This window comes from Nostoc sp. (assembly GCF_036918245.1).
Lineage (GTDB): Bacteria > Cyanobacteriota > Cyanobacteriia > Cyanobacteriales > Nostocaceae > Nostoc.
The window spans coordinates 29,417-51,477 of sequence record NZ_JBALEF010000094.1; the positions used below are offsets into that span (position 1 = coordinate 29,417).

At 41.8% G+C, this 22,061-nt stretch carries 18 protein-coding genes; 11 read left to right on the forward strand and 7 right to left on the reverse strand.

Going from position 1 to position 22,061, the window contains the following annotated elements; all coding sequences use genetic code 11:
- The first annotated feature begins 209 nt into the window (after positions 1-209).
- The 6 genes from sir to V7L12_RS26645 all read left to right on the forward strand — a co-directional run bounded on the left by sir (position 210) and on the right by V7L12_RS26645 (position 5,110).
- Positions 210-2,126, forward strand: coding sequence for a sulfite reductase, ferredoxin dependent (gene sir, locus V7L12_RS26625; protein WP_335088945.1), 1,917 nt, complete (start codon positions 210-212; stop codon positions 2,124-2,126).
- Between the two features lie 112 nt (positions 2,127-2,238).
- A complete protein-coding gene (locus V7L12_RS26630) occupies positions 2,239-2,883 on the forward strand; it encodes a Uma2 family endonuclease (protein WP_334820401.1) in 645 nt (214 codons plus the stop codon).
- A 13-nt stretch (positions 2,884-2,896) separates the two neighbouring features.
- A complete protein-coding gene (locus V7L12_RS26635; protein WP_335088947.1) occupies positions 2,897-3,604 on the forward strand; it encodes a 16S rRNA (uracil(1498)-N(3))-methyltransferase in 708 nt (235 codons plus the stop codon).
- A gap of 68 nt (positions 3,605-3,672) precedes the next feature.
- A complete protein-coding gene (locus V7L12_RS26640; RefSeq protein ID WP_334820397.1) occupies positions 3,673-4,737 on the forward strand; it encodes a tetratricopeptide repeat protein in 1,065 nt (354 codons plus the stop codon).
- A gap of 120 nt (positions 4,738-4,857) precedes the next feature.
- Complete coding sequence (locus V7L12_RS33380; protein WP_442947923.1) at positions 4,858-5,007, forward strand: after-VIT domain-containing protein; 150 nt, start codon at positions 4,858-4,860, stop codon at positions 5,005-5,007.
- Positions 4,985-5,110, forward strand: a complete 126-nt coding sequence (locus V7L12_RS26645) for a hypothetical protein (protein ID WP_334820395.1) — start codon at positions 4,985-4,987, stop codon at positions 5,108-5,110. The genes V7L12_RS33380 and V7L12_RS26645 overlap by 23 nt, the downstream gene beginning before the upstream one ends.
- A gap of 34 nt (positions 5,111-5,144) precedes the next feature.
- Here V7L12_RS26645 and V7L12_RS26650 read toward each other — a convergent pair whose 3' ends face one another.
- A complete protein-coding gene (locus V7L12_RS26650; protein WP_334820393.1) occupies positions 5,145-5,702 on the reverse strand; it encodes a hypothetical protein in 558 nt (185 codons plus the stop codon).
- Between the two features lie 519 nt (positions 5,703-6,221).
- On the opposite strand from V7L12_RS26650, the gene V7L12_RS26655 reads away from it, so the two are divergent.
- The gene (locus V7L12_RS26655; RefSeq protein WP_334820391.1) at positions 6,222-6,857 is read left to right on the forward strand and encodes an esterase/lipase family protein; all 636 of its coding nucleotides are present in this window, start codon (positions 6,222-6,224) and stop codon (positions 6,855-6,857) included.
- Positions 6,858-7,120: 263 nt separating this feature from the next.
- On the opposite strand, the gene V7L12_RS26660 is transcribed toward V7L12_RS26655, so the two are convergent.
- The gene (locus V7L12_RS26660; RefSeq protein WP_334820389.1) at positions 7,121-7,552 is read right to left on the reverse strand and encodes a VOC family protein; all 432 of its coding nucleotides are present in this window, start codon (positions 7,550-7,552) and stop codon (positions 7,121-7,123) included.
- A 419-nt stretch (positions 7,553-7,971) separates the two neighbouring features.
- Between V7L12_RS26660 and V7L12_RS26665 the strand changes: the two genes are divergently transcribed.
- The 4 genes from V7L12_RS26665 to V7L12_RS26680 all read left to right on the forward strand — a co-directional run bounded on the left by V7L12_RS26665 (position 7,972) and on the right by V7L12_RS26680 (position 14,860).
- Positions 7,972-8,793, forward strand: a complete 822-nt coding sequence (locus tag V7L12_RS26665; RefSeq protein WP_334820387.1) for a DUF92 domain-containing protein — start codon at positions 7,972-7,974, stop codon at positions 8,791-8,793.
- A 361-nt stretch (positions 8,794-9,154) separates the two neighbouring features.
- Positions 9,155-9,937, forward strand: a complete 783-nt coding sequence (locus V7L12_RS26670; RefSeq protein WP_334820385.1) for a peptidylprolyl isomerase — start codon at positions 9,155-9,157, stop codon at positions 9,935-9,937.
- Positions 9,886-12,636 carry a peptidase domain-containing ABC transporter gene (locus V7L12_RS26675; protein WP_335088949.1) on the forward strand — a complete coding sequence of 917 codons (2,751 nt, stop codon included), beginning with the start codon at positions 9,886-9,888 and terminating at the stop codon, positions 12,634-12,636. Before V7L12_RS26670 ends, V7L12_RS26675 begins: the two co-directional genes overlap by 52 nt.
- Before the next feature lie 613 nt (positions 12,637-13,249).
- On the forward strand, positions 13,250-14,860 hold the full coding sequence (locus tag V7L12_RS26680; RefSeq protein WP_335088951.1) for a S8 family peptidase: 1,611 nt from the start codon (positions 13,250-13,252) through the stop codon (positions 14,858-14,860).
- A 756-nt stretch (positions 14,861-15,616) separates the two neighbouring features.
- Here V7L12_RS26680 and V7L12_RS26685 read toward each other — a convergent pair.
- The 5 genes from V7L12_RS26685 to V7L12_RS26705 form a co-directional block, all read right to left on the reverse strand.
- On the reverse strand, positions 15,617-17,125 hold the full coding sequence (locus V7L12_RS26685) for an HlyD family efflux transporter periplasmic adaptor subunit (RefSeq protein ID WP_335088953.1): 1,509 nt from the start codon (positions 17,123-17,125) through the stop codon (positions 15,617-15,619).
- Between the two features lie 63 nt (positions 17,126-17,188).
- Positions 17,189-18,064 carry an SDR family oxidoreductase gene (locus V7L12_RS26690; RefSeq protein WP_335088955.1) on the reverse strand — a complete coding sequence of 292 codons (876 nt, stop codon included), beginning with the start codon at positions 18,062-18,064 and terminating at the stop codon, positions 17,189-17,191.
- 607 nt (positions 18,065-18,671) lie between these two features.
- A complete protein-coding gene (locus tag V7L12_RS26695; protein ID WP_335088957.1) occupies positions 18,672-19,760 on the reverse strand; it encodes a fatty acid desaturase family protein in 1,089 nt (362 codons plus the stop codon).
- Positions 19,761-20,207: 447 nt separating this feature from the next.
- Positions 20,208-21,110 (reverse strand): S1 RNA-binding domain-containing protein, encoded by a 903-nt coding sequence (locus V7L12_RS26700; protein WP_335088958.1) that lies wholly within the window; start codon positions 21,108-21,110, stop codon positions 20,208-20,210.
- A gap of 128 nt (positions 21,111-21,238) precedes the next feature.
- Positions 21,239-21,979 (reverse strand): dienelactone hydrolase family protein, encoded by a 741-nt coding sequence (locus V7L12_RS26705; RefSeq protein WP_335088960.1) that lies wholly within the window; start codon positions 21,977-21,979, stop codon positions 21,239-21,241.
- Positions 21,980-22,061 lie beyond the last annotated feature (82 nt).

The window sequence follows — 22,061 nt, forward strand, 5'->3', positions numbered from 1 at the left end:
CTTTACTTAGTACTCAGGACTCAGCACTCAAAACTTACTACTCCCAAAAGCTGGTTTTGTTAAGTATTACATCACTGACAAAGCCAGCTTTTGCCGTGGTAAAATTAAAACATTCCTCATTATTCCGGCCGGATTACCGGGGATCAAGTAGCCGAAGGGTGCTGATTCGGCGTCTACTAATGCTTTATTGAGAATACTATACAAGTCTAATGGTTAAATCTGCTCCTTCCCCCATCGCTAGCCGTAAGCCTTCCAAACTCGAAGGAATCAAGGAAAATAGTAATTTTTTGCGTGAACCTGTAGCAACTGAGATCCTTGAAGACACTACCCATTTTACCGAAAATGCGGTGCAGCTTTTGAAGTATCACGGTTCTTACCAGCAGGATAACCGCGACAACCGCACCAAGGGACAGGAAAAAGATTACCAGTTTATGCTGCGGACAAAAAATCCGGGTGGTTTGGTACCGCCGCAGCTGTATCTGGCTTTAGATAAACTAGCTGATGAGTATGGCAACCACACCTTACGAGTAACTACCCGTCAAGGTTTCCAAATGCACGGAATTTTAAAGAAGAATCTCAAAACAGCAATTGCCACAATTGTCAAGAACCTGGGTACGACTTTGGGAGCTTGCGGCGACATCAACCGCAACGTGATGGCACCACCAGCCCCCTTTAAGAATCGCCCAGAGTACCAGTATGCTTGGGAGTATGCCCAGAATATTGCTGACTTGCTCTCTGCCCAAACAGGCGCTTATTACGAAATTTGGCTAGATGGGGAAAAAGCAATTAGTGCTGAAGAAAACCCAGAGGTGAAGGCGGCGCGACAGCGCAATGGGAATGGCACAATTATCCATGACAACGAAGAACCAATTTATGGCACTCACTATATGCCTCGCAAGTTTAAAATTTGCGTGACAGTGCCAGGGGATAATTCGGTTGATTTGTATTCTCAAGACCTGACCTTGGTAGTAATTACCAATAAGAAGAAACAATTAGAAGGATTTAATATTTTTGCTGGTGGTGGTTTAGGTAGAACACACGGTAAAGAAGAAACTTTCGCTAGGTTAGCAGACCAGATTGGCTATGTAGCGAAGGATGATGTTTACGACATAGTGAAAGCAATTGTTGCTACCCAGAGAGATTATGGCGATCGCACCGACCGTCGTCATGCCAGATTAAAATATCTAATCAACGATTGGGGTGTAGATAAATTCCGCACCCAAGTTGAAGAATATTTCGGCAAATCAGTCGAAGCCTTCAAACCACTGCCAGAGTTTAAATATCACGACTTCCTCGGCTGGAATGAACAAGGTGATGGCAAGCTATTCTTAGGAATTTCCATTGACAATGGTCGAATCAAGGATGAAGGTTCGTTTCAACTGAAAACCGCCTTGCGGGAAATTGTCGAGCAGTTTAACTTCTCCATCCGCTTGACACCCAACCATAACCTGATTTTTTACGATATCGAACCAGATAACAAGGAAGCTATTCAAGACATTCTCAGCCGTCACGGTGTCGGAGACGACCCTAGCAAAATCGAACCTTTAGTACGGTATGCAATGGCTTGTCCGGCTTTGCCTACTTGCGGCTTGGCAGTCACAGAATCAGAACGCGCAATACCGGGTATTTTGGAGCGGATTCGCGCTCTGTTGGATAAATTAGGTTTACAAAAAGAACATTTTGTGGTAAGGATGACAGGATGCCCCAACGGTTGCGCTCGTCCGTACCTGGCAGAATTGGGCTTTGTCGGTAGCGCTCCAGAATCTTACCAATTATGGTTAGGGGGTTCGCCAAATCAGACTCGACTGGCACAACCTTACATAGAAAAGCTGCACCATAATGACTTTGAAACCTTCTTAGAGCCGATTTTTGTTTACTTTAAGAAATCTCGGAAATCGAAGGAAAGTTTTGGTGATTTTTGCGATCGCATTGGTTTTGATGCCATCCGCGAATTTGCTGCTAGCTACGAACCGCAAACCGCTAATGGTGCAAACAAATCGCGCCATCGGGTCAATTTGAAAGAAGAGGTTTATAGTAAGTTGAAGGAAGTAGCAGAAAGTCAAGGTAAGCCGATGACTCAGTTGGTGAGTGAAGCGCTAGAGGCTTACTTCCAGAATCTTTCGTAAGCTGAAAAGTTTAAGATAATAAAACTAGAGAGAGACACAGATAAATCCATCTGTGTCTCTCTCGCATAAGTCCTAATACAGTTAGGTAACACATCCACAAGAAAACTGAACTATGGTAACGACAGCAAAATTTGCAGAAACTAGGGATGTGCTGCAAAACATTAGCTGGCAAACATTCAAAGCCATGCTGGCAGATATGGGATGTGAGCGAAATAAAAGGCTAGCTTATAACAACGGAATAGTAGAAATTATCACCCCGCTGATGCCGCACGAGAACTCAAACCGTCTGATTGAAGGTTTTGTTATTGTGCTGTGTGAAGAATTTGGTTTAGAAGTTAAAAGCGCTGGCTCGTTGACTATGACGCCGGATGATTTGGAGCAAGGAGGCGAACCGGACAGTAGTTACTATATCCAAAACGAATTCTTAGTCCGCAACAAAGAAAATATTGACCTGAATACAGACCCACCACCAGACCTAGTTTTGGAAGTAGAATACTCCAGACCCAAAATAGACAAATTAATCCTTTACGCTTCAATGGGAGTCCCAGAATTCTGGCGGTATAACGGAAATGTCTTGAGAATCTACGCCCTTAACAATGGACAATACTTGCAAAGCGATCGCAGTCCAACTTTTGCGCCTGTGCTGGTGACGGAGATTCCCCGATTTATCCAAGAAAGCAAAAAAGTTGGACAAATAGCAGCAACTCGTGTTTTTCGTACCTGGGTTAGACAGCAGATGTCTAAAGCAGGGCAATAATTTATTAAGAAAAATGTCTCAACTGCAAAGAATTGCGATCGCCCCCTCCCAACTCCAACAAGGGCAAATTTTACTTACAAAAGAACAACAGCATTATTTAGGGCGTGTATTGCGCTTGCGTGAAGGCGATCGCTTTATTGCAATGGATGGTAAGGGAAAATGGTGGTTAGCGCAGCTAGCAGGGGAACAAGCAAAGGTTTTAGAACCACTTTTAGTAGAAACAGAATTACCTGTATCGATTACGCTGATGGTGGCGTTGCCCAAAGGTAATGGATTTGATGAAGTGGTGCGGTGTTGTACAGAGTTGGGAGTAGCTAGTATTGCACCAGTATTGAGCGATCGCACTTTACTTCATCCTAGTCCTCAAAAGCTCGAACGCTGGCGGCGCATCGCTGCGGAAGCCGCTGAACAATCAGAGCGCTCTTTTGTGCCGACAATTTTAGAGCCTGTTGCTTTTAATACTGCTGTCACCGCGAATCAGACAAGTCACCGTTATATTTGTGAGGCTCGTGGAGAGTATCCCCATTTAAGCAAGGTGCTGAGTAGCATTTCTGAGGAGATTCTCGTTGCTACTGGGCCAGAAGGGGGATGGACAACACAAGAAATTGAGAATGCGAAGTCAGCGGGATTTCAACCTGTTTCTCTTGGTCGCCGCATTTTGAGAGCGGTTACAGCCCCAGTAGTGGCATTATCCTTGATTACCGCAAGTTGTGAAGTATAAATGATTTATAGCTCACGCAAAATTACTTTTGCGCGAGACATCACTCCAACGTGTATTTAAAGTAAGTGATGATTGAGCAAGTTGCGATCGCCTTTGAGCATAAAGACTACAAAACAGCAGCTAAATTACTCAAACAGCTGCAAAAAGAATCACCCGAAAATCCTTGGGTACAATATTATCTCGGTCGGCTACATGAAGTATCTCAAAAGCGCCAAGATGCAGAAAAAATTTATCGGCAACTGCTGCGAGATACAAGGAACGCCAAAATAGTAACGCTCGCACGCCAAGGTTTGCGACGACTACAAGAAATGGAGCTAGAAGAAAGACAAAGAGCTATTTCTCAAGCAACGACCCAAGCAAGTGACATTGAACTTGGCGTACTAGTCTTAGAGCCACTCAGTACAGAGATGAAAACAGAAGCATCTCGAAAATTCGCCCAGATTATGCAGCTAGACCCCTATACTGCACGGCTAGTACTCCCAAGTCGTGGTTGGAGATTGTACCGCACTGGCCAAGTAGGAGAACTAAAATTTTATGGTAAACAGCTACAGCAGGCTGGTATTCCTTGCTTTTGGGCAACAATAGCGCAAATTCAGCAAATTCAAGTTTATCAAGTCAAATATTTCCAAGCATCTACCCCACAAGCTACTGTTGTTTGTCGTAACGAGGTAAATCAACTCGGTTCTCTCACCTTTGACTGGTCAGAAATCACAGCAAGAGTAGTGGGACTGTTGCCCATTTTTGAACAAGTTGTAGATGTTGATGCCCGCCGTAAACTGGAATGGAAAACTCAAACACAAGACTATGCCCAGTTTTGTGATTTACACATACCTGGTAGACGTTGTATTCTCCGACTTTATGATAACGGCTATGAATTTCAGCAAGGGTTAGAAATTATTCCGCAAGCTAGCCAAAATACAATCAGAATTAATTGGAATACTTTATCGAGTTGGATTGACCAGCAACTTCCTCAAGTCAAAATCTGGTCAGATTTCACGTTTTTTGCAGATACAACATTAGATCAAACAGAAATGCTGAGTCATATCAAGTCTCACATCGATCTGTTTCGTCGGGAACAGACCAATTGGGATTCAGCTTTTCATTTATATAGTGGATTGGTGTTTGTTAAATAACTCGTAATTCGTAATGAAGTTACTTATCGAACAGAATTCAGGAGTCAGGAGTCAGGAGTCAGAATTCAGAATGAATTTTGTACGACTGGCGGATAGCGCAGCGTAATCAGCATTACTGGCTTGGATGAAATAGAAATTGCTGACCTAACCCAACACCTTCAACAACTAAACTTTCCTTCCAGTTTCAGTGGTGAAATCGTCTTTGAGTTCACCGTCAACAAAGGTCGGGTAGAAAGGGTAGTTTTGGATGAGCAAACCTCGACCCTATAAAGATGCAGTTGTAGTGGAGAAAATTAAGCGATCGCTCTTACTTTGGAGAGTTCCCCCATCTACAACTGGCAAAGTTATCTTAACCTTGCATCTTCACGTTTAATCTATAGAGACCGTAAATTTACGGTCTCTATGAATTATTTAGGTGTTTTAATCTGACGTGCCATGTCTAGATAAGCACTCATATTCGCCCCTGGACGACGACGACCATTAGAACTAGTAGCCGAAGGAGCAAGATATTTTGGTGCAAAGGTTGTTTCAGTTGGCTGCTCTTTGAGTACTTTGGCTGCTGCGGCTTTTGCTTTTTTGCCTGGTTCAACTTTAAGACCTTCAGCAGTCTGGACTAATTGAACATCAGCTGGTTTGGGATTTTTAGCTGATTTTTCCTTAGCCTTAGCAGGCGCGGTTTTTGTTCCGTTCAATGAATCTGGCTTAGATGGAGTTGGTGCTTCTGATGTAATTGTCTCTGCTACTTTCTTCACGTTCGATGTAACTGTCGATGTAACTGTATCTGCTACTTTCTTCGCGTTCGATGCTACCTCTTTAGCAGCATCTTTGGCGGCATCTTTGGCTTCGTCCAATTCTAAGAAGTAGCCGTTGCTTTTCTTCTTCCCTGGTAACAATCCGGTAATGAAACCCAGAATACCGCCAAAGAAACCCTGAATACCCGAAATTAACTTTTTGATAAAATCCATTACAATTACCCCTGCCTTTTACCTTTTATATTTGCAACTCGACCGTAATTGTTAAAAATTACGACAAAATGTTACATTATCTACTTGGCGTCACCCCGTTTTGGTGACAACCCTTATAGGTTTGTGCTTAATTAACATTGTAGTAAAATCACAGGGCAAATGTTCTATTGTAAGCATTTGCAACCTGCACACACCGAGAACTAATTATTGAATTTTACTGTAGCTAAGAGCAAGATTCTGAAAGCAAGCTTTACAAGAATTAACATTTCTTTGTTTGTAAATACCTAATTGAAGTTAAACAGGCAGTTTACTTACTTTTAACCAGTCGGAGGAGTGACGTAGCCGATTGGCAGACGCCACATTAATTAGTATAAAATTATACTAATTAATGTTAGAAGCATTTCAGTTTTGTTTGCAACAATATCTTTTAAAGAATCTGAAAAGCAATAGCTTCAGTTTGTAGAGCAGTATGTATCTACAAAGGTGAAATACACCCCTTAATTCAGTTAGATTTTGTAAATGAACATTGAAAATCAACAACGCAATCCCGTTTTGTTAATACACGGCATTGACGATACAGAAGCAGTTTTTCATAAAATGAGGGCATACCTTATACAACAGGGTTGGTCTGTATATAGCCTGAATCTAGTTCCTAATAATGGTGATGTGGGTCTTGATGAATTGGCAAAACAAGTAGCCGATTATGTTACAGCGACCTTTGCACCAGAACAACGCCTAGATTTAATCGGCTTTAGCATGGGAGGAATTGTCAGCCGTTACTATGTTCAGCGATTGGGAGGAATTAACCGCGTGCAGCGATTTATTACCATCTCTTCGCCCCATTGTGGAACTGTAGTTGCTTATGGTTCCCGGCGTCCTGGTTGCCTACAAATGCGCCCCGACAGCATTTTTCTCAAGGATTTAAATTCTGATGTTGTAATGTTGAGACAGTTAGATTTTACGTCTATCTGGACACCTTACGATTTAATGATTGTGCCAGCAAATAGTTCACAAATGCCCATAGGAAGCCAAGTAATAGTACCAGTTACTCTACACCCTTGGATGTTGACAGACTTCAGGAGCTTAAGAGTAGTCACAGCAGCTTTAGCAAAGCCTATTAAGCTACCCTTGCTGAATAAAAAATCCAGTCATTAGCTAGAATTCTTGCCACACTTGATTTATTCCTCTTTAATTACGAATTACGTTAGCGCAGCGGTAGCGAGTCTTCTCCCTTCTCTACGAGACGCTCCGCGTTCGCGTAGCGTTCCGTTGGCGCAGCCTCTCGTAGAGAAGGAAAGGCGTTAGCCTCTCCCTTTGGGAGAAGGGGAGACGCTAAGGGCGATAGCGTAGCGTAAAGCCTTCGGCATGGCTTCGCTTAGAGCGAGTCATTGAGCGTCACGAGCGTCATGACGAATTTTTTAAGTCCTATCCCCAATCTGCGTATGTTCGTAACTCCCAAAAATCGCCTCTGGATGACGATAATACTTGAACTCCATGAAGTTATAAAAGGGATCTTCTAAAAAGAAAGTGCGATGCTCAAGAGGAGAACCGACAAAGCGATTTTTGGTTTCTTCACGAAAAAGTAGCTGTTGTTGTTGTGCCCTTTTTAGTAAGTCTTGCCAGTCACGTTCTTGGGTAAAAATTAGCCCAAAGTGTCTGGGATAGATAGTTTGTTGCCGTGTCAAAGGTTCTTTGGTGACATGAGCCACTAATTGATGACCGTAGAGATTAAGAATCAGGGCATGGTGGTTTTCACGACCAGGAATGCAGCCCAAACCATCTACATAATATGCTTTTGTTTGGGCAATGTCAGTTACAGGGAAAGCTAGATGGAATAAAGTTTGGCTCATCGGTTGTATTAAAAAGACTAGTAGTTGATGCTATCTACAATTTATGCTATTAAGTTTTGATTGTGGTTAACTTGAACACAGTTTTTATTGACATTAACTTATATTCTTTATCCTTATGACTAAGATTGGGGATTGAGTAATACTTCAGCCACTATAATCTGCGGCGACGGAGAAGAGTCTACCTAACTCAAAAGAAGTTTTGCATTTTGTTTAATCCACGTTCTTTAGTCAATATTGCAGTGTATATCTAAGACATCATTGATGGTTTTACACTCAGCTTTCAGAGCTATGCCTATGCAATTCAATCAATAAGACAAACATATTACTTGAGCTAGAGAGGTTTCAAAAATAAAGCACTAAGCATGATAAATTGGTTATTCTGTTGATATTAAGACAAAATTACTCATGATTAATTGCTGATGTCATTCTCAATTGATTCTGTAAATCCCTGGTTAGTAGCAGTAGTATTAAACACAATTTTATTGGGTTTAGCTTGGATTGCTCCAAAAAAGCTACTTACCCCTGCTGGATTATTCCACGCCTGGTTCCTGGCCATCTTAATTTGGGTAACATTAGGCTGGCAAGGATATGCAGTAGTAATGTTCTATTTTTTGGTTGGTTCTGGCGTTACCCGCATCGGTATGGCGCAGAAGGAGGCAGAAGGGATTGCCGAAAAGCGTTCTGGGGCCAGAGGCCCAGAAAATGTTTGGGGTTCGGCTTTAACTGGGGCACTGTGTGCCTTGGGAGTAGGAATAATAAATTCGGGATTCCTCATACCTACTCCCCAGTCTCTAATCCCCAATCCTTCGGCAATGCTCAGTACAAGTCCCCAGTCTCTATTATTGTTAGCCTATGTAGCAAGTTTCAGTACAAAGCTGGCTGACACCACTGCTAGTGAAGTTGGTAAAGCTTATGGTAAAAGCACCTTTTTGATTACCACACTCCAACCAGTGCCTCGTGGTACAGAAGGAGCGGTAAGCTTGGAGGGAACTTTAGCTGGGATTGTGGCTTCTGTAGCGATCGCATTTGTGGGTTGGGGAGTTGGTTTAATTGATCTATTGGGAGTAGCTTGGTGTGTGCTGGCAGCATTTATTGCCACCAACTTAGAAAGTGTGATTGGCGCAACACTGCAATCTAAGTATACCTGGCTGACCAATGAAGTAGTAAATATTTTTAATACATTAATTGGTGCGATCGCATCTGTGCTACTTGCTTGGACATGGATAACTTTCATTAATTAGACTGACGAGAATAAACAATTACTCGTTTAAGTGGGGCATTTAGCAAAACAATTCCGCTAACAGCACTGGCTCAACGCCCCGCTATCGCTAACAGCACTCTTGAAGGGCATTGCTAAAAAATAACTAATTTGCCTTACTACTGGGCCACCACTAATATTTTCAATCCTGATTTTGTCCCCACTAGACTGTAAAAGTGATCGTGGCAAATTATTTTATTTACTAACTATATAATTTTTTGACCATTTAGATGTAATTAGTTCATGGAATCTTTATCATCTTTATCCATTAATGACTAGATGATTTCTATATGATTTAATTTAAAAGTCCTATAAGTGTTTAACCATTTTCACATAATTAGTTCATGGAATCTTTATCATTTTTGACAATTAATGACCAAATAATTTCTATAGAGCAAGCAGTAAAGTACCTGCAAGCCTCTGGAAAATTGGGACAGTTCATTGGGGATATTCTCCGACAGTACGTAATTGAGGAAGAAATCAGAACACGAGATGATATTGAAATTGGCACCGCAATAACTGAACAGTCAATTATTGACTTTAGGTTAAAAAATCAACTCACTGACCCCCAAAGTTTTCAAGAATGGTTAAAGACAAATAACACAGATTACAGTACCTTTCACACATCGGTCACTTTTGGTTACAAGTTAGAAAAACTAAAAGCTGTAGTGACGGAAACAAAACTCTCAGAATATTTTATTGAACGCAAAATTTTCTTGGATCGGGTGGTACTTTCACGCATTGTTGTTGATAATCGAGAATTGGCAGACGAACTCCAAACCCAAATTGAAGAAGGAGGTAGTTTTGAGCAACTAGCTAAAGAGTATTCCCTTTCAGATGACCGAATTGTGAATGGCATGATGGGAATCGTCAGCCGAGGTAGTATGCCGGATATATTACGGGCAGCTATTGATGTGGCCAGTCCTGGACAATTGATCGGACCAATAGAAATCGTTGGCAAAGACTCTCCCCAAGGAGAAGGGCCTTATGGTTTGTTTCGAGTAGAACAATTTCTACCAGCGTCTTTAGAAGATACTCAACTACAGCAAGCACTACAAAATGAGTTGTTTGAAAAATGGCTAGCAGAGAAAATTCAAAAACTGACAGTCAAGTTACAAGTGAGTTAAAAATTCTGGATAATGAATCTTTACGATTAAAAGTGCTAGCTTCTTTGCCTTGGAATCAGCCACCGCTATGCTGGCTGACTCCCGAACAACAATCCCGATTGGAAAATGAGTGCCAAACCCGCCAGTATCGTCTTGGAGAAAAAATCTGGTCAAACGATGTCGGTGGCTATCAATTTTTAATTGTGGCTGGGAAAGTCCGCTTGCGAGACGACAGTCGCAATAAGTCGGGCATTACCCCGCCCAATGCGCTGTCTCAAGAAGGGATTGGTAAACCAATAGCCGCCCTAGATGTGGGGGATTGGTTTGGCGACTTTCAAAAGCTATCTGCGGATTTTAAAGCTGTAGCTGCTAGTAAAGAAGTGGTAGTAGTTTGTTGGGATACTGCGCTGTGGGCAGAATTTTCTCACCCACAAATTCAGGAATTTTGGCAAGTGTTACCAGTGGATATGGAGGGAGAAAGGGAGACATTTTCCTTCTCTGGCAATCCTTCAGTAACATCAGCCTCAGACGGGACTTCCAGCCCCCATAGCCTCCAACCCCAAAGAGGACTCCCAGCCGCCAATCTAATCACTTCAATTTATCCGTTTGTTGCCAGCTGGAATACCGCTGCTGCCTGTTTAACAATGGTGGCGCAACAGTTAGAAAATTCTGTGCAACTGGAATGGGTGCAGCGTCAACTCAGAGGACAACGCCCAAAACAGGTTGTGGAAGCAGCAGAAAAGTTAGGGTTAGTATTGCGGCGGTTACAAGTGAGTTGGAGTGAGTTGCGACAGTTGTCATTTCCAGCTTTATTGCTGTGGAATTCTGACTCACCCCAGAGTCCATCCTGGGTGGTGGCTTATGGAGTTAAAGGCGATCGCTTAATTATCGCTAACCCTCTAAATCCTGAACGGACTTGTGAAAGCTTGCCGCAATCGATAGTTGAGGCGTCTTGGGATGGACAATTGTGGCAAGTAGAACTCATATTCCAGCAAGAAAAATTTAACCTCAGTTGGTTTACCCCAGCAGTTTGGAAGTATAAAGGATTGCTCACAGAAGTATTGTTAGCATCTTTTACCTTGCAGCTTTTGGGGTTAACAACACCGCTAATTACCCAAGTCGTTATTGATAAAGTGATGGTGCAGGGGAGTTTGCCAACTCTTGATGTGATGGCGATCGCACTTTTATGTGTAGCCATATTTGAGTCCATACTGGGTATTCTGCGCCTATTCATCTTTACCCATACAGCTCGTCGTCTGGATTTAAGTTTATCAGCACAGCTATTTCGCCATCTGATGCGTCTACCATTAGCTTATTTTGAGTCGCGACGCGTCGGAGACACAGTAGCAAGAGTCCAAGAACTCGAACAAATTCGTCAGTTTCTCACAGGTACAGCATTAACTGTAATTCTAGATAGCATCTTTGCTGTGGTGTACCTGGCATTGATGTTTTACTATAACGTCCCACTCACCTTTGTGGCTTTAGCAGTACTGCCACTATTTGCCACATTAACGATAGTTGCAACACCAATTCTGCGTAACTGGCTCAATGAAACTTTTAACCGGAGTGCCGATAGTCAATCGTTTCTAGTAGAGACAATCACAGGAATTCACTCCGTTAAAGCCCACGCAGCCGAACCAGTAGCCCGCGATCGCTGGGAAGGCTTATTTGCCCGCTTCATTCGCACAGGCTTTAAAGCTTCTACCACTTCCAATATCAGCAGCAACATTGGTGACTTTCTCACTAATTTGTCCACCATGCTGATTCTCTGGTTTGGCGCCAAGTTAGTCATCGAACAAAAGCTCACAATCGGACAGCTAGTTGCATTTCAAATGCTGTCTGGTAGAGTCACAGGCCCGCTTTTGCGCTTAGTACAGTTGTGGCAAAACCTTCAACAAGTGCTACTTTCTGTAGATCGCATTGGTGATATTCTCAACGTCTCCCCAGAAGCTGAACTGGGAACTGGCTTAGTTTTGCCACCCCTGAAAGGACAAGTCACCTTCGAGCAAGTATTTTTTCGCTACCGGCCGAACTTTGAAGCAATTCTGCGGGGAATCTCTTTCAGTGCTGAACCAGGGCAGTTTGTTGGCATTGTCGGACGTAGCGGTTCTGGGAAAAGTACCTTGTCTAAGCTATTGCAACGCCTCTATCAAATTGAATCAGGACGCATCCTTATTGATGGTTTTGATATAAAAAGTGCCGATTTAGCCTCACTGCGGCAACAAGTTAGTGTAGTTCTCCAAGAAGACTTTTTATTTAACGGTTCTATTTTGGAAAATATCACTCTCGGTAGTCCCGACATTACCGCAGAGCAAGTAGTAGAAGCGGCAAGATTAGCCGTGGCCCACGACTTCATCAGTCAATTACCCTACGGTTACGAAACCAATGTTGGTGAACGTGGTACAGCTTTATCTGGTGGACAGAGACAACGCATTGCTCTCGCAAGGCTATTTCTTTCCCAAGCGCCGATTTTAGTTTTGGATGAAGCTACCAGTGCCTTGGATAGTGAAACTGAACAACAAGTGCTGCAAAACCTGCAAAAAATTTCCGCCAACCGTACCGTGTTTCTGATTGCTCACCGCTTTGCTCCCCTTAAACGTGCTGACTTGATTTTGGTATTGGAGCAAGGCGTAATTGCCGAACGTGGTACTCACTCACAATTGTTGCAACAAAAGGGTTTGTATTGGTCACTATATCAACGGCAGCAAGCAAACATATAATAGATTTAACTAACTCAAAGCTTGTGGCTATATAAAAGATCAACGTTTGTAAAGCGGCTTAAGCATAGCCTTTGGCGAATGGAGCATAACTCCGTTCGCCATTTTAATTTTGCTGACTTCAACAATTACCCTTGATCGAGTCTGAGTGATGTAATACCGTTTCTTTGTAAAGCTGCGCCAAATTCTAGCTTTTTTTCAACGCAAAGGTACGCAGAGGTTAGCGCAAAGGTACACAGAGGTTTTCTGAAGATAATTCGCTATGTCCCAAAATAATTAGGCACATCTTCATAGAGAATTGGTATAAATATTTTTATAGCTAGCGATCGCAGTAGTTTTAAGAGTAATAAAAATAGTTATAACGCCCTATGACCATTTTTGGATTAGTCTCCATTAATACACCTGCAATATTTAAGATTTACTCGATAAATTTACTCTTAATGAAAACTGTACTTGTCAGAGTGTTTTTTGGTAATAGAATTAGCATTTTGTTATGAAATTTCATAGTAATTATTGACAATGAGGCTTATTCACACATTGATTGAAATCTTCTTCTTGTGAAGGTTTCAAGGCTTCAAACTGTCAAAAAACGGTTGCTATCTTTGAGAAAAAACTTATGCACATTGATGATGTTAATAACAATATATTGTCAAATAAACGGCTCAATGTCACTTCAATCTCCTCATTAGATAGCTTGAATACGAAAGATGACTACGGTCTCAACTTCAGCAGACGTAGTAGCTATAAATCAACCGATGCTGATGTGCAGTTGCTAAACAAAGATGAATCTGAAAATAGCAGTAACGCTAGTAATACTTTTAGCACTCAAAATTATAACCCCACTAATGGCTATGGCTTGATTAATGGAGCAGCAGCAGTGGCTAGAACTATTGGTCAGAAGACCTTTGCTGATGTTCCCGATCTTGGTGGCAATAATTGGGGAGCAGACCTGGTTAAAGCACCGGAAGTTTGGGCACATGGATACACAGGAAAAGGCGTTGTTGTCGCTGTTGTAGATACTGGAGTTGACTACAACCACGAGGATTTAAAAAATAATATCTGGACGAATAGCAAGGAAATTGCGGGTAATGGTATAGATGATGATGGCAATGGCTATGTTGATGATAATTACGGTTGGAACTTTGCCGATCAAAACAACAACACCCTAGATGACAACGGTCATGGTACTCATGTTTCCGGCACGATCGCAGGAGAAAACAATAACTACGGTGTCACTGGTATTGCCTACGATGCCAAGATTATGCCTGTCAAAGCTTTAGATAGCTCTGGCTCTGGTTCCTATAGTTCCATATCTAAAGGTATTCGCTACGCTGTGGATAATGGAGCTAATGTGATTAACCTCAGTTTGGGAGGCGAATCTTCTAATCGCACTCTAGAGTCAGCTATTGACTATGCCAGCAGTAAAGGAGTGATTGTTGTCATGGCAGCAGGTAATGATGGTGGCTCATCACCAGAATATCCCGCCCGCTATGCATCCAAGTCGGGAATTGCCGTTGGAGCAGTAGATAAGAATAATAATTTGGCCGACTTCTCTAACCGCTCTGGAACAAATCAAATCGCTTACGTCACCGCTCCAGGAGTCAAGGTTTATTCATCAGTTCCGAATAATCAGTATGCAACTTATAGTGGCACATCTATGGCTGCTCCCCACGTTGCTGGTATCGTTGCCCTGATGCTTAGTGCTAACCCCAACCTGACTGATGCCCAAGTCCGTCAGATTGTCACAGAAACCGCAGGAAATAGTACGCAAACTACAAGCTCTAGTTTGAATCTTTCTAATGTCAGTTCTCTAGCGAGTCAGGTGATTGCAGACACAGCAGTAAATAAGATACAAACTACAAGCTCTAGTTTTAATAGCTCCAATTTTGGTTCTCGAATCGGTCAGGCAATTACAGAAACAGGAAAATCTCTAACACCAGAAACTACCACTAGTTGGAATAATTCTGATTTTAGCCCTGCGAGCGGTCAGGCAATGTCTAAGACGGGCTACACCTACGCAGAAACTACAAAATATCTGACATCAGCCGCAGATGATAATGGATTAGCCAATCCAGAATTATGGTCGCAATTCCAAAACTATGAGAATATTCTGGGCAGCATTAATGTGAATAGTAATGAGGATGAGAATAATCTTGATTTTGGCAAACAACTAGAGGAAATGCAAAAACAAATAGATCAGTATAGAAAATTCTTGGGTATAACTTGAAAATTATAGCGATTTGCAGTTAATACTCCTCGGTTAAGAAAATCAACCAACTCGCTCATTAGTCGTGAATGAATGTAGGGGTTTAGCAAGCTAAATCCTTACATTTTTAGGCGTGAGTTGTGCGATACATAAGTTGGAATGAGGTTTTTGTAACAGAGCGGTGCTGCAAGCATTGCAACGAGTTTTTAATCAATTGCACATCAGTGCTGACAAAATCTAAAGACAATGTTAAACTTTACAGAACTTCATTAAATCTTAACTGAGCCGTTTACAGCTAGTTAATGCTAATCGTCTAGCAGGACTTTCCTCTTAATTGGAAACGTAATTAGTATGCCGAAGGACTACAACAATTGGCACCTTGAGACAGATAGAGGCTACCAACAGCAAAAAGCGCTTAAACGATATAGATACCTTAAAACTTTGAAAAAGTCTGAACTGACTTTAGATGACGAAATGTTAATTGAAAATTTTAATACTGCATTCCAATTGTGGTTTTTCCCCGTAACAGTGCGAACACTGGAGTGACTTGCTACCATTAATAACTTGGCAACTTTGGCTAGCGCCTGATATTTGAACTGACAATCTTCTCCTCTGGCAAAAGTCAGAGGTTAAAATGACCCCAAGACGGGTTTCTTAGGCAATGGGTGTATAGATTGTCAACTCAGTGCTGCTGCGTCATTTTCTCATGGGTTAGTCTAAACTCCAGTTGTGAAGATGAAGGAGATAACGGAGCGATCGCCGATTTAGCAGACTTTTCTACCTAACGGAAAATGCTTCATTGAACCGCCGTGTCACAGGCTCAGTGATGAATGTCAAAATTGACTTTTTACGAGTGACGATTTCACCTGTAGCAGCCATCCCTGGTGTAAATTCTACTTCTTGACCCCGAACATTCACTGCGTGTTTATTTAGCTTAATTCTCGTCGGAAAAATTAAACCCAATTCTTTATCAGCAATTGCATTTGGACTGACTTGCATAACTTCGCCATCCACAATGCCAAATTCTTGGAAGGGAAAAGTCGCCATTTTCACTTTTGCCTTCATTCCTTGACGAATAAACCCAATATCGCGGTTGAGAACTTTTACCTCTAAAAGCATTTCTTCCCCTTCCGGCAAAATTGACAGCAATTCTTCACCCGATTGTACTGGCCCCTTGGTGGCTTTGACTTTATAAATTGTACCGGCTACGGGAGCCTCAATCGTTTCTAAAGCTTGTTGCTTCCTCGCCTGCTCTAATTGACCTTGTACAGTTGTCAGTTCTTCTTTACGCTTATTAAACTGCGTTAAAATTTCGCTTTGGCGTTCTGATGCTACACGCTGGGCCTGACTGCGTGCAGCGTTGTAAGCTTGTTGTGCTTGGCGAATTTCCTGGACTTGAGCCGCAATATCTTTTTCTAATGATGTGGCTTTATCTTGAGCCTCTGTGATTCTATTCTGGGCGTTGATAACTTCATCTTGCGCTCTGGTGATTTCTGTCTTTGCACGAGTTAATCTTTCTTGGGCATCCAGGTAATCGACACGAGGCACAGCGCCAGGAATAATTAGAGTACGTAGGCTTTTTTCCCTTTCTTGAGCAAGGGCTAAATTACTTTCAATTTTAATTCGGATGCTATCTGCATTGACAAGGTTGGTTTGAGCATTCCCAAAGCTGCTTTTGGCATTAACTAAGTTGTCTTGCAATCGACTCAAGCGGACTTTAGCTTGATCGATGAGTGCTATTTGACGATTTGCTTCTGCTTCCGCCGCTGCTTGACGCGCTTGGTAGTCTTGCAGGCGGGAGGTTAAAAGTTCATCTTGCAGTTTCGTTCCAGTAGTTTTGCCTCCAACACGTTCTGCATCCAAACGTTGCAAATCGTCTTGAATCAATCTGGTAGATTTAGCTAGGCGGGAAACATCGGTTATTTGCAAGTCTGGATCTTTTTGAATCAGAATTTGACCTTTAGTAACGCGATCGCCTTCTTGTATTTTAACGGCGACAATTGACCCTCCACCCAAAGATGTCACAGGTCTTACCTGTGTAGAAGCAATTAATTCCCCTGGTGCTGTTGCGACTTCATCTATTTGCGAGAAGTACGCCCAGGCGATCGCCCCAAAAACGATGGCGCTCATCGTTCCCGCTAATAATCTAGTGTACAGGGGTGGCAATTCCTGTACCGCCTTCCCCAATTCATAAGTAAGTTGTTCCTCCGGTTGGGCGAATCGTTCTTTTGTCTGACGTGCTTGAGCAGCATTTACCATATATTTTTGTCCTTTGTCCTTTGTCATTTGTCATTTGTCATTTGTCCTTAGTTATTCACGAATGACCAATGACTAATGACTAATGACTATTCAAACTGCTAAATAACGCCGCAAAAAACTTTCTAATGTCTCTAATTGGAAGTTAAAAATCGCCTCTAAATTGGCAATTTCATCTTTTGTGCAGAAAAATTCATTTGCTAGCAATGTACGAAAAGTTCCCAAAGCTTTTTGGGTTTGGGGATTAAATAAACGTAATGCACTCTGTAACCCATCAATGAGAAATAGGGGTGAGTTAATTATTACTGGCTCCTTGGCGAAAATCCGACCAAAAATCCGGGGAATATCTTCTCTTAATAAAATCTCTGGCCCTCCGACGGGTAAAATCTGGTTGCGAGCGCCTTCAACAGTCACAGAATCCACAACTATCCTTGCCAAATCATCGGTACTGACAATTGAGGTACGGTTTTTGCGATCGCCAACAAGCAGATACAATCCCGTTTCCCGAAATCGTTCTACTAATGGCAGCAAGTTAGATGCTAATCCAGATGGGCGCAAAATAGTGTAATTTAAGCCACTAGCTGCCAAATATCGCTCTACTGCTCGTTTGGCTTTGAAAACGGGAGCGTCTTCATAACCGCGATCGACTCCCAGTACAGAAATGAAGACAAAATGCTCTACACCATTGGCTTTCGCCTGGTCGATGAGTTCAATATTAGCGCGGTAATCTAAAGATAGGGCATCGCTATCGGAACCGTGGGCACTGATAATATAGCGCACACCCTGACTAGCTTTCTGGATATCTTTTTCCTCTAGCAAGTCACCAATGAAGATTTCTGCACCCCGGTGTTCTAACTCGCTGTAGCGCGAATTAAGGCGGACAAATGCCCGCACAGACTGTTCTCGTTGCCGTAGGAGTCGCACAACTCTGCGACCAATTCCTCCCGTTGCTCCAGTTACTAGAAACATATAAATACCTAAATTGAATAGTTACAGCGTTTATAGTTGTCAAAATGCTCGATATATGCTCAAAATTAATTGAGCAATACTTAAATAGAGATATGAGCATATTTTTATACTTTGTTACCATGCTCAAGACATTCTTATGCCGATAAGTCACACCTTATTCATTTTAATACTCTAAAAATGATCCCCTATATCTTTGTAGATGCAGGGGATAGAGTAATGGGATTAGTTTTACTGGCTCAACAAGTCAATAGATTGTTCAAGCGACATCTTAGCCTTGTGCAAATTCAGCAGGTTTTCCTGGTCGTATCGGTCAGCATAGCTCATTTTTCTACCCTCTAAAGTTAAAAGGGCGGTTAGAAACCAATACGCTTGGGTTAAGGATAATCGTAGGTTGTATTGAACGTTCGCGTAGCGTTCCGTAGGGAAGTGAAACCTAACATCAAGGGTTAATTGTTCGTTACCCTACGGGAATATTGCTACGTTCCTCAACCCACGCATGTTCAGATTATTATGTCTAACTGAACTGTATTGGTTTAGAAACCTTAGCTACACAGGCAAAACTCACACTTTTGTGGGTTTCAAAGCCTATATTTTTCATTAGTCCTTTTTACTTGTCGCTTGTAGGACAAGGAACAGACTTTTCTCCTGACCAATCTGTAAGAGTATTTTCATCTTTATAATGCCGGGGAGTTTGCAGCAGCAAATACCAAGCCTCTCCAGCATTCAATAAATTAAAGCGTTCAGGATAGTGAGTTTCTAACAAATCCCTAATCATACAATAGTAATCAGAGTTCATTCCTGGAAAAATATGATGTTCAGTATGGTAAGAAAAATTTAAATGCAACAGGTCAAATATTTTATAAACTCGGAGAGACATACTATTAATCAGTGGATCGTTAACGCTGGTCATCCTACAAAGTAAATGATTTGTATAAATATAAAAAATTACTCCAGCATAACCAATTGCAATTGGTAAAAAGTAACCAAGTATGAGCTTTATGGGTTCAAATTTGAGATAGATTATGATACTCAGATGAATCATTATCATCATTAATAATTCTCCTGCGATCGTCCGACGATCTTTAGGACTGACTGTAAATGCAGCAGGAACATAATCGACGGATTCATGATTGAAAAATAGCACAGATGTCAGATTGCGAAAAGTATGTACTCCCCAAGCTGAAGTCAATCCCACTGTCAACAATATAGGATTGACTTCAGTAGAAGGCACGAATAAGTCCTGAATCCATTTTCCCCAACTTGGAGACTGTTCATATAAGTAATTGCGATCTGGGTCGCTCAAATCATTAGTGTGATTATGATGTGCTCTGTTATGAACTGCTTTCCACAACGTTGGTGGCATCCACCCAATTGTTAGCCCTAGAAAGCTAATGATATAAGTTAACCGGGCGTTTTTAAGTACGCTACCATGCATCATCTCATGGGAACTCAATAGTAAGACAAGCACGCTATTGCCCATAATGATGGTTAGAGGTAGATAAAGCCATAAAAGATATGGCGACCAACAATCTAGCCGAGCTGCTATCATCCAGCCTAGAATCAAAATTGCCAGATTAATGAACAAGATAATTAACTTACTTGGATCGGGGATAAATGCTTCAGGTGGCATCAAAGAACGTAATTGTTTTGCATATGTTTTTTGGTGAATAAGTGTCCGATCGGTACTAACATTCATAAAATAATTTTCAGGTAGATAATTTAACTGGGTACAGTTTTGCGGGAAATCGTAGCGTTTTTCAAATCGGACGATTCAATTTACAAATAGGTAAAAGCCTAAATGTACCATACAATATTTTTACAATAGACCTATTGGAGAATTTTGGCATCGCCCAAAAGTCCCCCTTAGAATTTATTCTGATGCTCACAATCCGAAGCTGGCTAAAATTATTGTTTTAAACGCATTTCCAGCCAGAGGCAAGAAAAGAATCTGTGAAAAGCTTTCTTAATTTGCAATCCCCCCACATCTTTGTAGATGCAGAGGGATAAAATAACCCACTATTTGGATTATTAATCAATTTTTGGGCGCTATTCACCGATTAATCCTACCTACCGCAGGTGCGATGTCTACAACAGGCTACCCCTACGCACTATTTATACTTTGTGCAAGCAGCCCACCTCAAAACTATTCAGAAGCTTTGTTATTAGCTCTATTAGCACGCGCCTCAGCTGAAGCCATGACCTCATCGAAATTTTCTAGCACTTCGCCAGGGAAGTTTTCCAAAACTCTAGTAGAAAGAGCAACCCGCCCTTTACCCTCATCCAAGTCAATAATTACAGCTTTAATTGGCTGACCAACTTGAAATACTTTTTCTAAAGAATCAATAAATTTTTGACTTACTTGCTTGATATGAAGTAAGGCACTCATCCCACTTAAATCGACAAATACACCAAAAGGTTTGATGCCAGTAACTTTACCTTCCACCAGTTGACCTAGTTCTAATAAACTAAAGTTGCTAGAACGAGTTGCTAAACGTTGAGAAAGGATGAGTTTGTTAGTGTTACGATTAATTTCCAAAAAACCCACAGTCAGATTTTGACCTTTGAGTGCTTCTAAATTATCACGCTCTGCCAGGTGCGATCGCGGAATAAATCCCCGCAAAGAAAGAATATCGACGGTTACACCACCTTTATTCACACCCATAACCCGTACTTGTACAGTTTGAGTATTTTCCTGCATTTCGGTCAGTCGTTCCCAGATGTGCTGAATTTCTAACTGCTTTCGAGAAAGGGTAACTTGACCTTCTGCATCCTGATCTCGGATAATCAAAAATTGCATTTCCTCTTGCAATGGCAGCACTTCCGATAAATCGGTAACTGCTCTCAAAGAAGCCTCATCGCGCGGCAGAAAAGCTGACGACTTGCCACCAATATCAACATAGGCTCCATCATGGTCAAGTTGGAAAACTTTGCCATGTACAATCTGTCCTTTTTGAAATTGGTAGTCGTGTTTTTCTAGTGCTTTGGCAAAATCGTCCATTGTAAAGGGCGAATTGGCTGTTTGAGAAAGTTTCGATTCGGAATTCATGACTTTTGAAGATTAGTTGTTATTTGATATGGTGCAACTGAAGTTTAGATTGTCATTTGTCATTTGTCATTTGTCCTTTGTTATTCACCAATGACCAATGACTAATGACAAACTTGGCTGCGTATGCTTCAGTTTAGTTGACCAAAGAGTTGTTTTACTTGCTCCCAAGCATCGGCCGCAGCTTTAGGATTATAACTGGCACGATGGTCACAGAAAAATCCGTGATCAGCTCCATCGTAGCGAAACACACGATGAGGAATTTTATATTTTTCTAACTCTGCTGCAATTTCATCTACTTGTTCGGCTGGGATGCTAGTATCTTCCCTGCCAAAGAAGGCATAAAGAGTACCTGGAATCTCTTTGGTGCGGGTGAGTGTCGGTGCGCCACCTCCTGGTGTGCGAGTGGTAATCCCAGCACCGTAGAAGGAAGCTGTAGCTTTAATATCTGGCAAGGTAGCTGCAAGATATGCGACATGACCGCCAAAGCAGAAGCCAATACAGCCAAAACCATCTTTTTTCACTTGAGGCAGATTTTTGAGATAGTCAATTGCTAATTGAATATCGCTCAATAACTCTGAGGCTTGAGTTTGCATGGCGTAGCTTCTGCCCGTTTCAATATCTTCGGGTGTGTATCCGGTTTCAAAGCCAGGAGCAATCCGTTGAAAAAGTGCAGGTGCGATGGCTACATACCCAAGTTTGGCAATCCGTTCTGTAACTTCCCGAATGTGAACGTTGACACCAAAAATCTCTTGTAATACTACAACTCCTGGGTAAGAACCAGATTCTTTTGGCTCTGCTAGATAAGCAGACACTTGAATATTATCTTGCAAAAGATTAACCGTTGTGGTAATTGTTGCTTGCTCTGTCATAATAATTTTTACCAGTGCTGTGTGATTAGCCGTGTGTTTATTTGATATAACTATGCCAGTATGCCTAGCTTTTTTCTAATTA

Excerpts from the sequence above, each read along its gene's own strand:
- V7L12_RS26655 (WP_334820391.1), top strand. The coding sequence starts at position 6,222 with ATGAACATTGAAAATCAACAACGCAATCCCGTTTTGTTAATACACGGC.
- V7L12_RS26695 (WP_335088957.1), bottom strand. The coding sequence starts at position 19,760 with ATGAATGTTAGTACCGATCGGACACTTATTCACCAAAAAACATATGCA.
- V7L12_RS26670 (WP_334820385.1), top strand. The coding sequence starts at position 9,155 with ATGGAATCTTTATCATTTTTGACAATTAATGACCAAATAATTTCTATA.
- V7L12_RS26650 (WP_334820393.1), bottom strand. The coding sequence starts at position 5,702 with ATGGATTTTATCAAAAAGTTAATTTCGGGTATTCAGGGTTTCTTTGGC.
- V7L12_RS26635 (WP_335088947.1), top strand. The coding sequence starts at position 2,897 with ATGTCTCAACTGCAAAGAATTGCGATCGCCCCCTCCCAACTCCAACAA.
- V7L12_RS26685 (WP_335088953.1), bottom strand. The coding sequence starts at position 17,125 with ATGACAAAGGACAAAGGACAAAAATATATGGTAAATGCTGCTCAAGCA.
- V7L12_RS26700 (WP_335088958.1), bottom strand. The coding sequence starts at position 21,110 with ATGAATTCCGAATCGAAACTTTCTCAAACAGCCAATTCGCCCTTTACA.
- sir (WP_335088945.1), top strand. The coding sequence starts at position 210 with ATGGTTAAATCTGCTCCTTCCCCCATCGCTAGCCGTAAGCCTTCCAAA.
- V7L12_RS26630 (WP_334820401.1), top strand. The coding sequence starts at position 2,239 with ATGGTAACGACAGCAAAATTTGCAGAAACTAGGGATGTGCTGCAAAAC.
- V7L12_RS26705 (WP_335088960.1), bottom strand. The coding sequence starts at position 21,979 with ATGACAGAGCAAGCAACAATTACCACAACGGTTAATCTTTTGCAAGAT.
- V7L12_RS26645 (WP_334820395.1), top strand. The coding sequence starts at position 4,985 with ATGAGCAAACCTCGACCCTATAAAGATGCAGTTGTAGTGGAGAAAATT.
- V7L12_RS26680 (WP_335088951.1), top strand. The coding sequence starts at position 13,250 with ATGCACATTGATGATGTTAATAACAATATATTGTCAAATAAACGGCTC.
- V7L12_RS26675 (WP_335088949.1), top strand. The coding sequence starts at position 9,886 with ATGGCTAGCAGAGAAAATTCAAAAACTGACAGTCAAGTTACAAGTGAG.
- V7L12_RS26640 (WP_334820397.1), top strand. The coding sequence starts at position 3,673 with ATGATTGAGCAAGTTGCGATCGCCTTTGAGCATAAAGACTACAAAACA.
- V7L12_RS26690 (WP_335088955.1), bottom strand. The coding sequence starts at position 18,064 with ATGTTTCTAGTAACTGGAGCAACGGGAGGAATTGGTCGCAGAGTTGTG.
- V7L12_RS26660 (WP_334820389.1), bottom strand. The coding sequence starts at position 7,552 with ATGAGCCAAACTTTATTCCATCTAGCTTTCCCTGTAACTGACATTGCC.
- V7L12_RS26665 (WP_334820387.1), top strand. The coding sequence starts at position 7,972 with ATGTCATTCTCAATTGATTCTGTAAATCCCTGGTTAGTAGCAGTAGTA.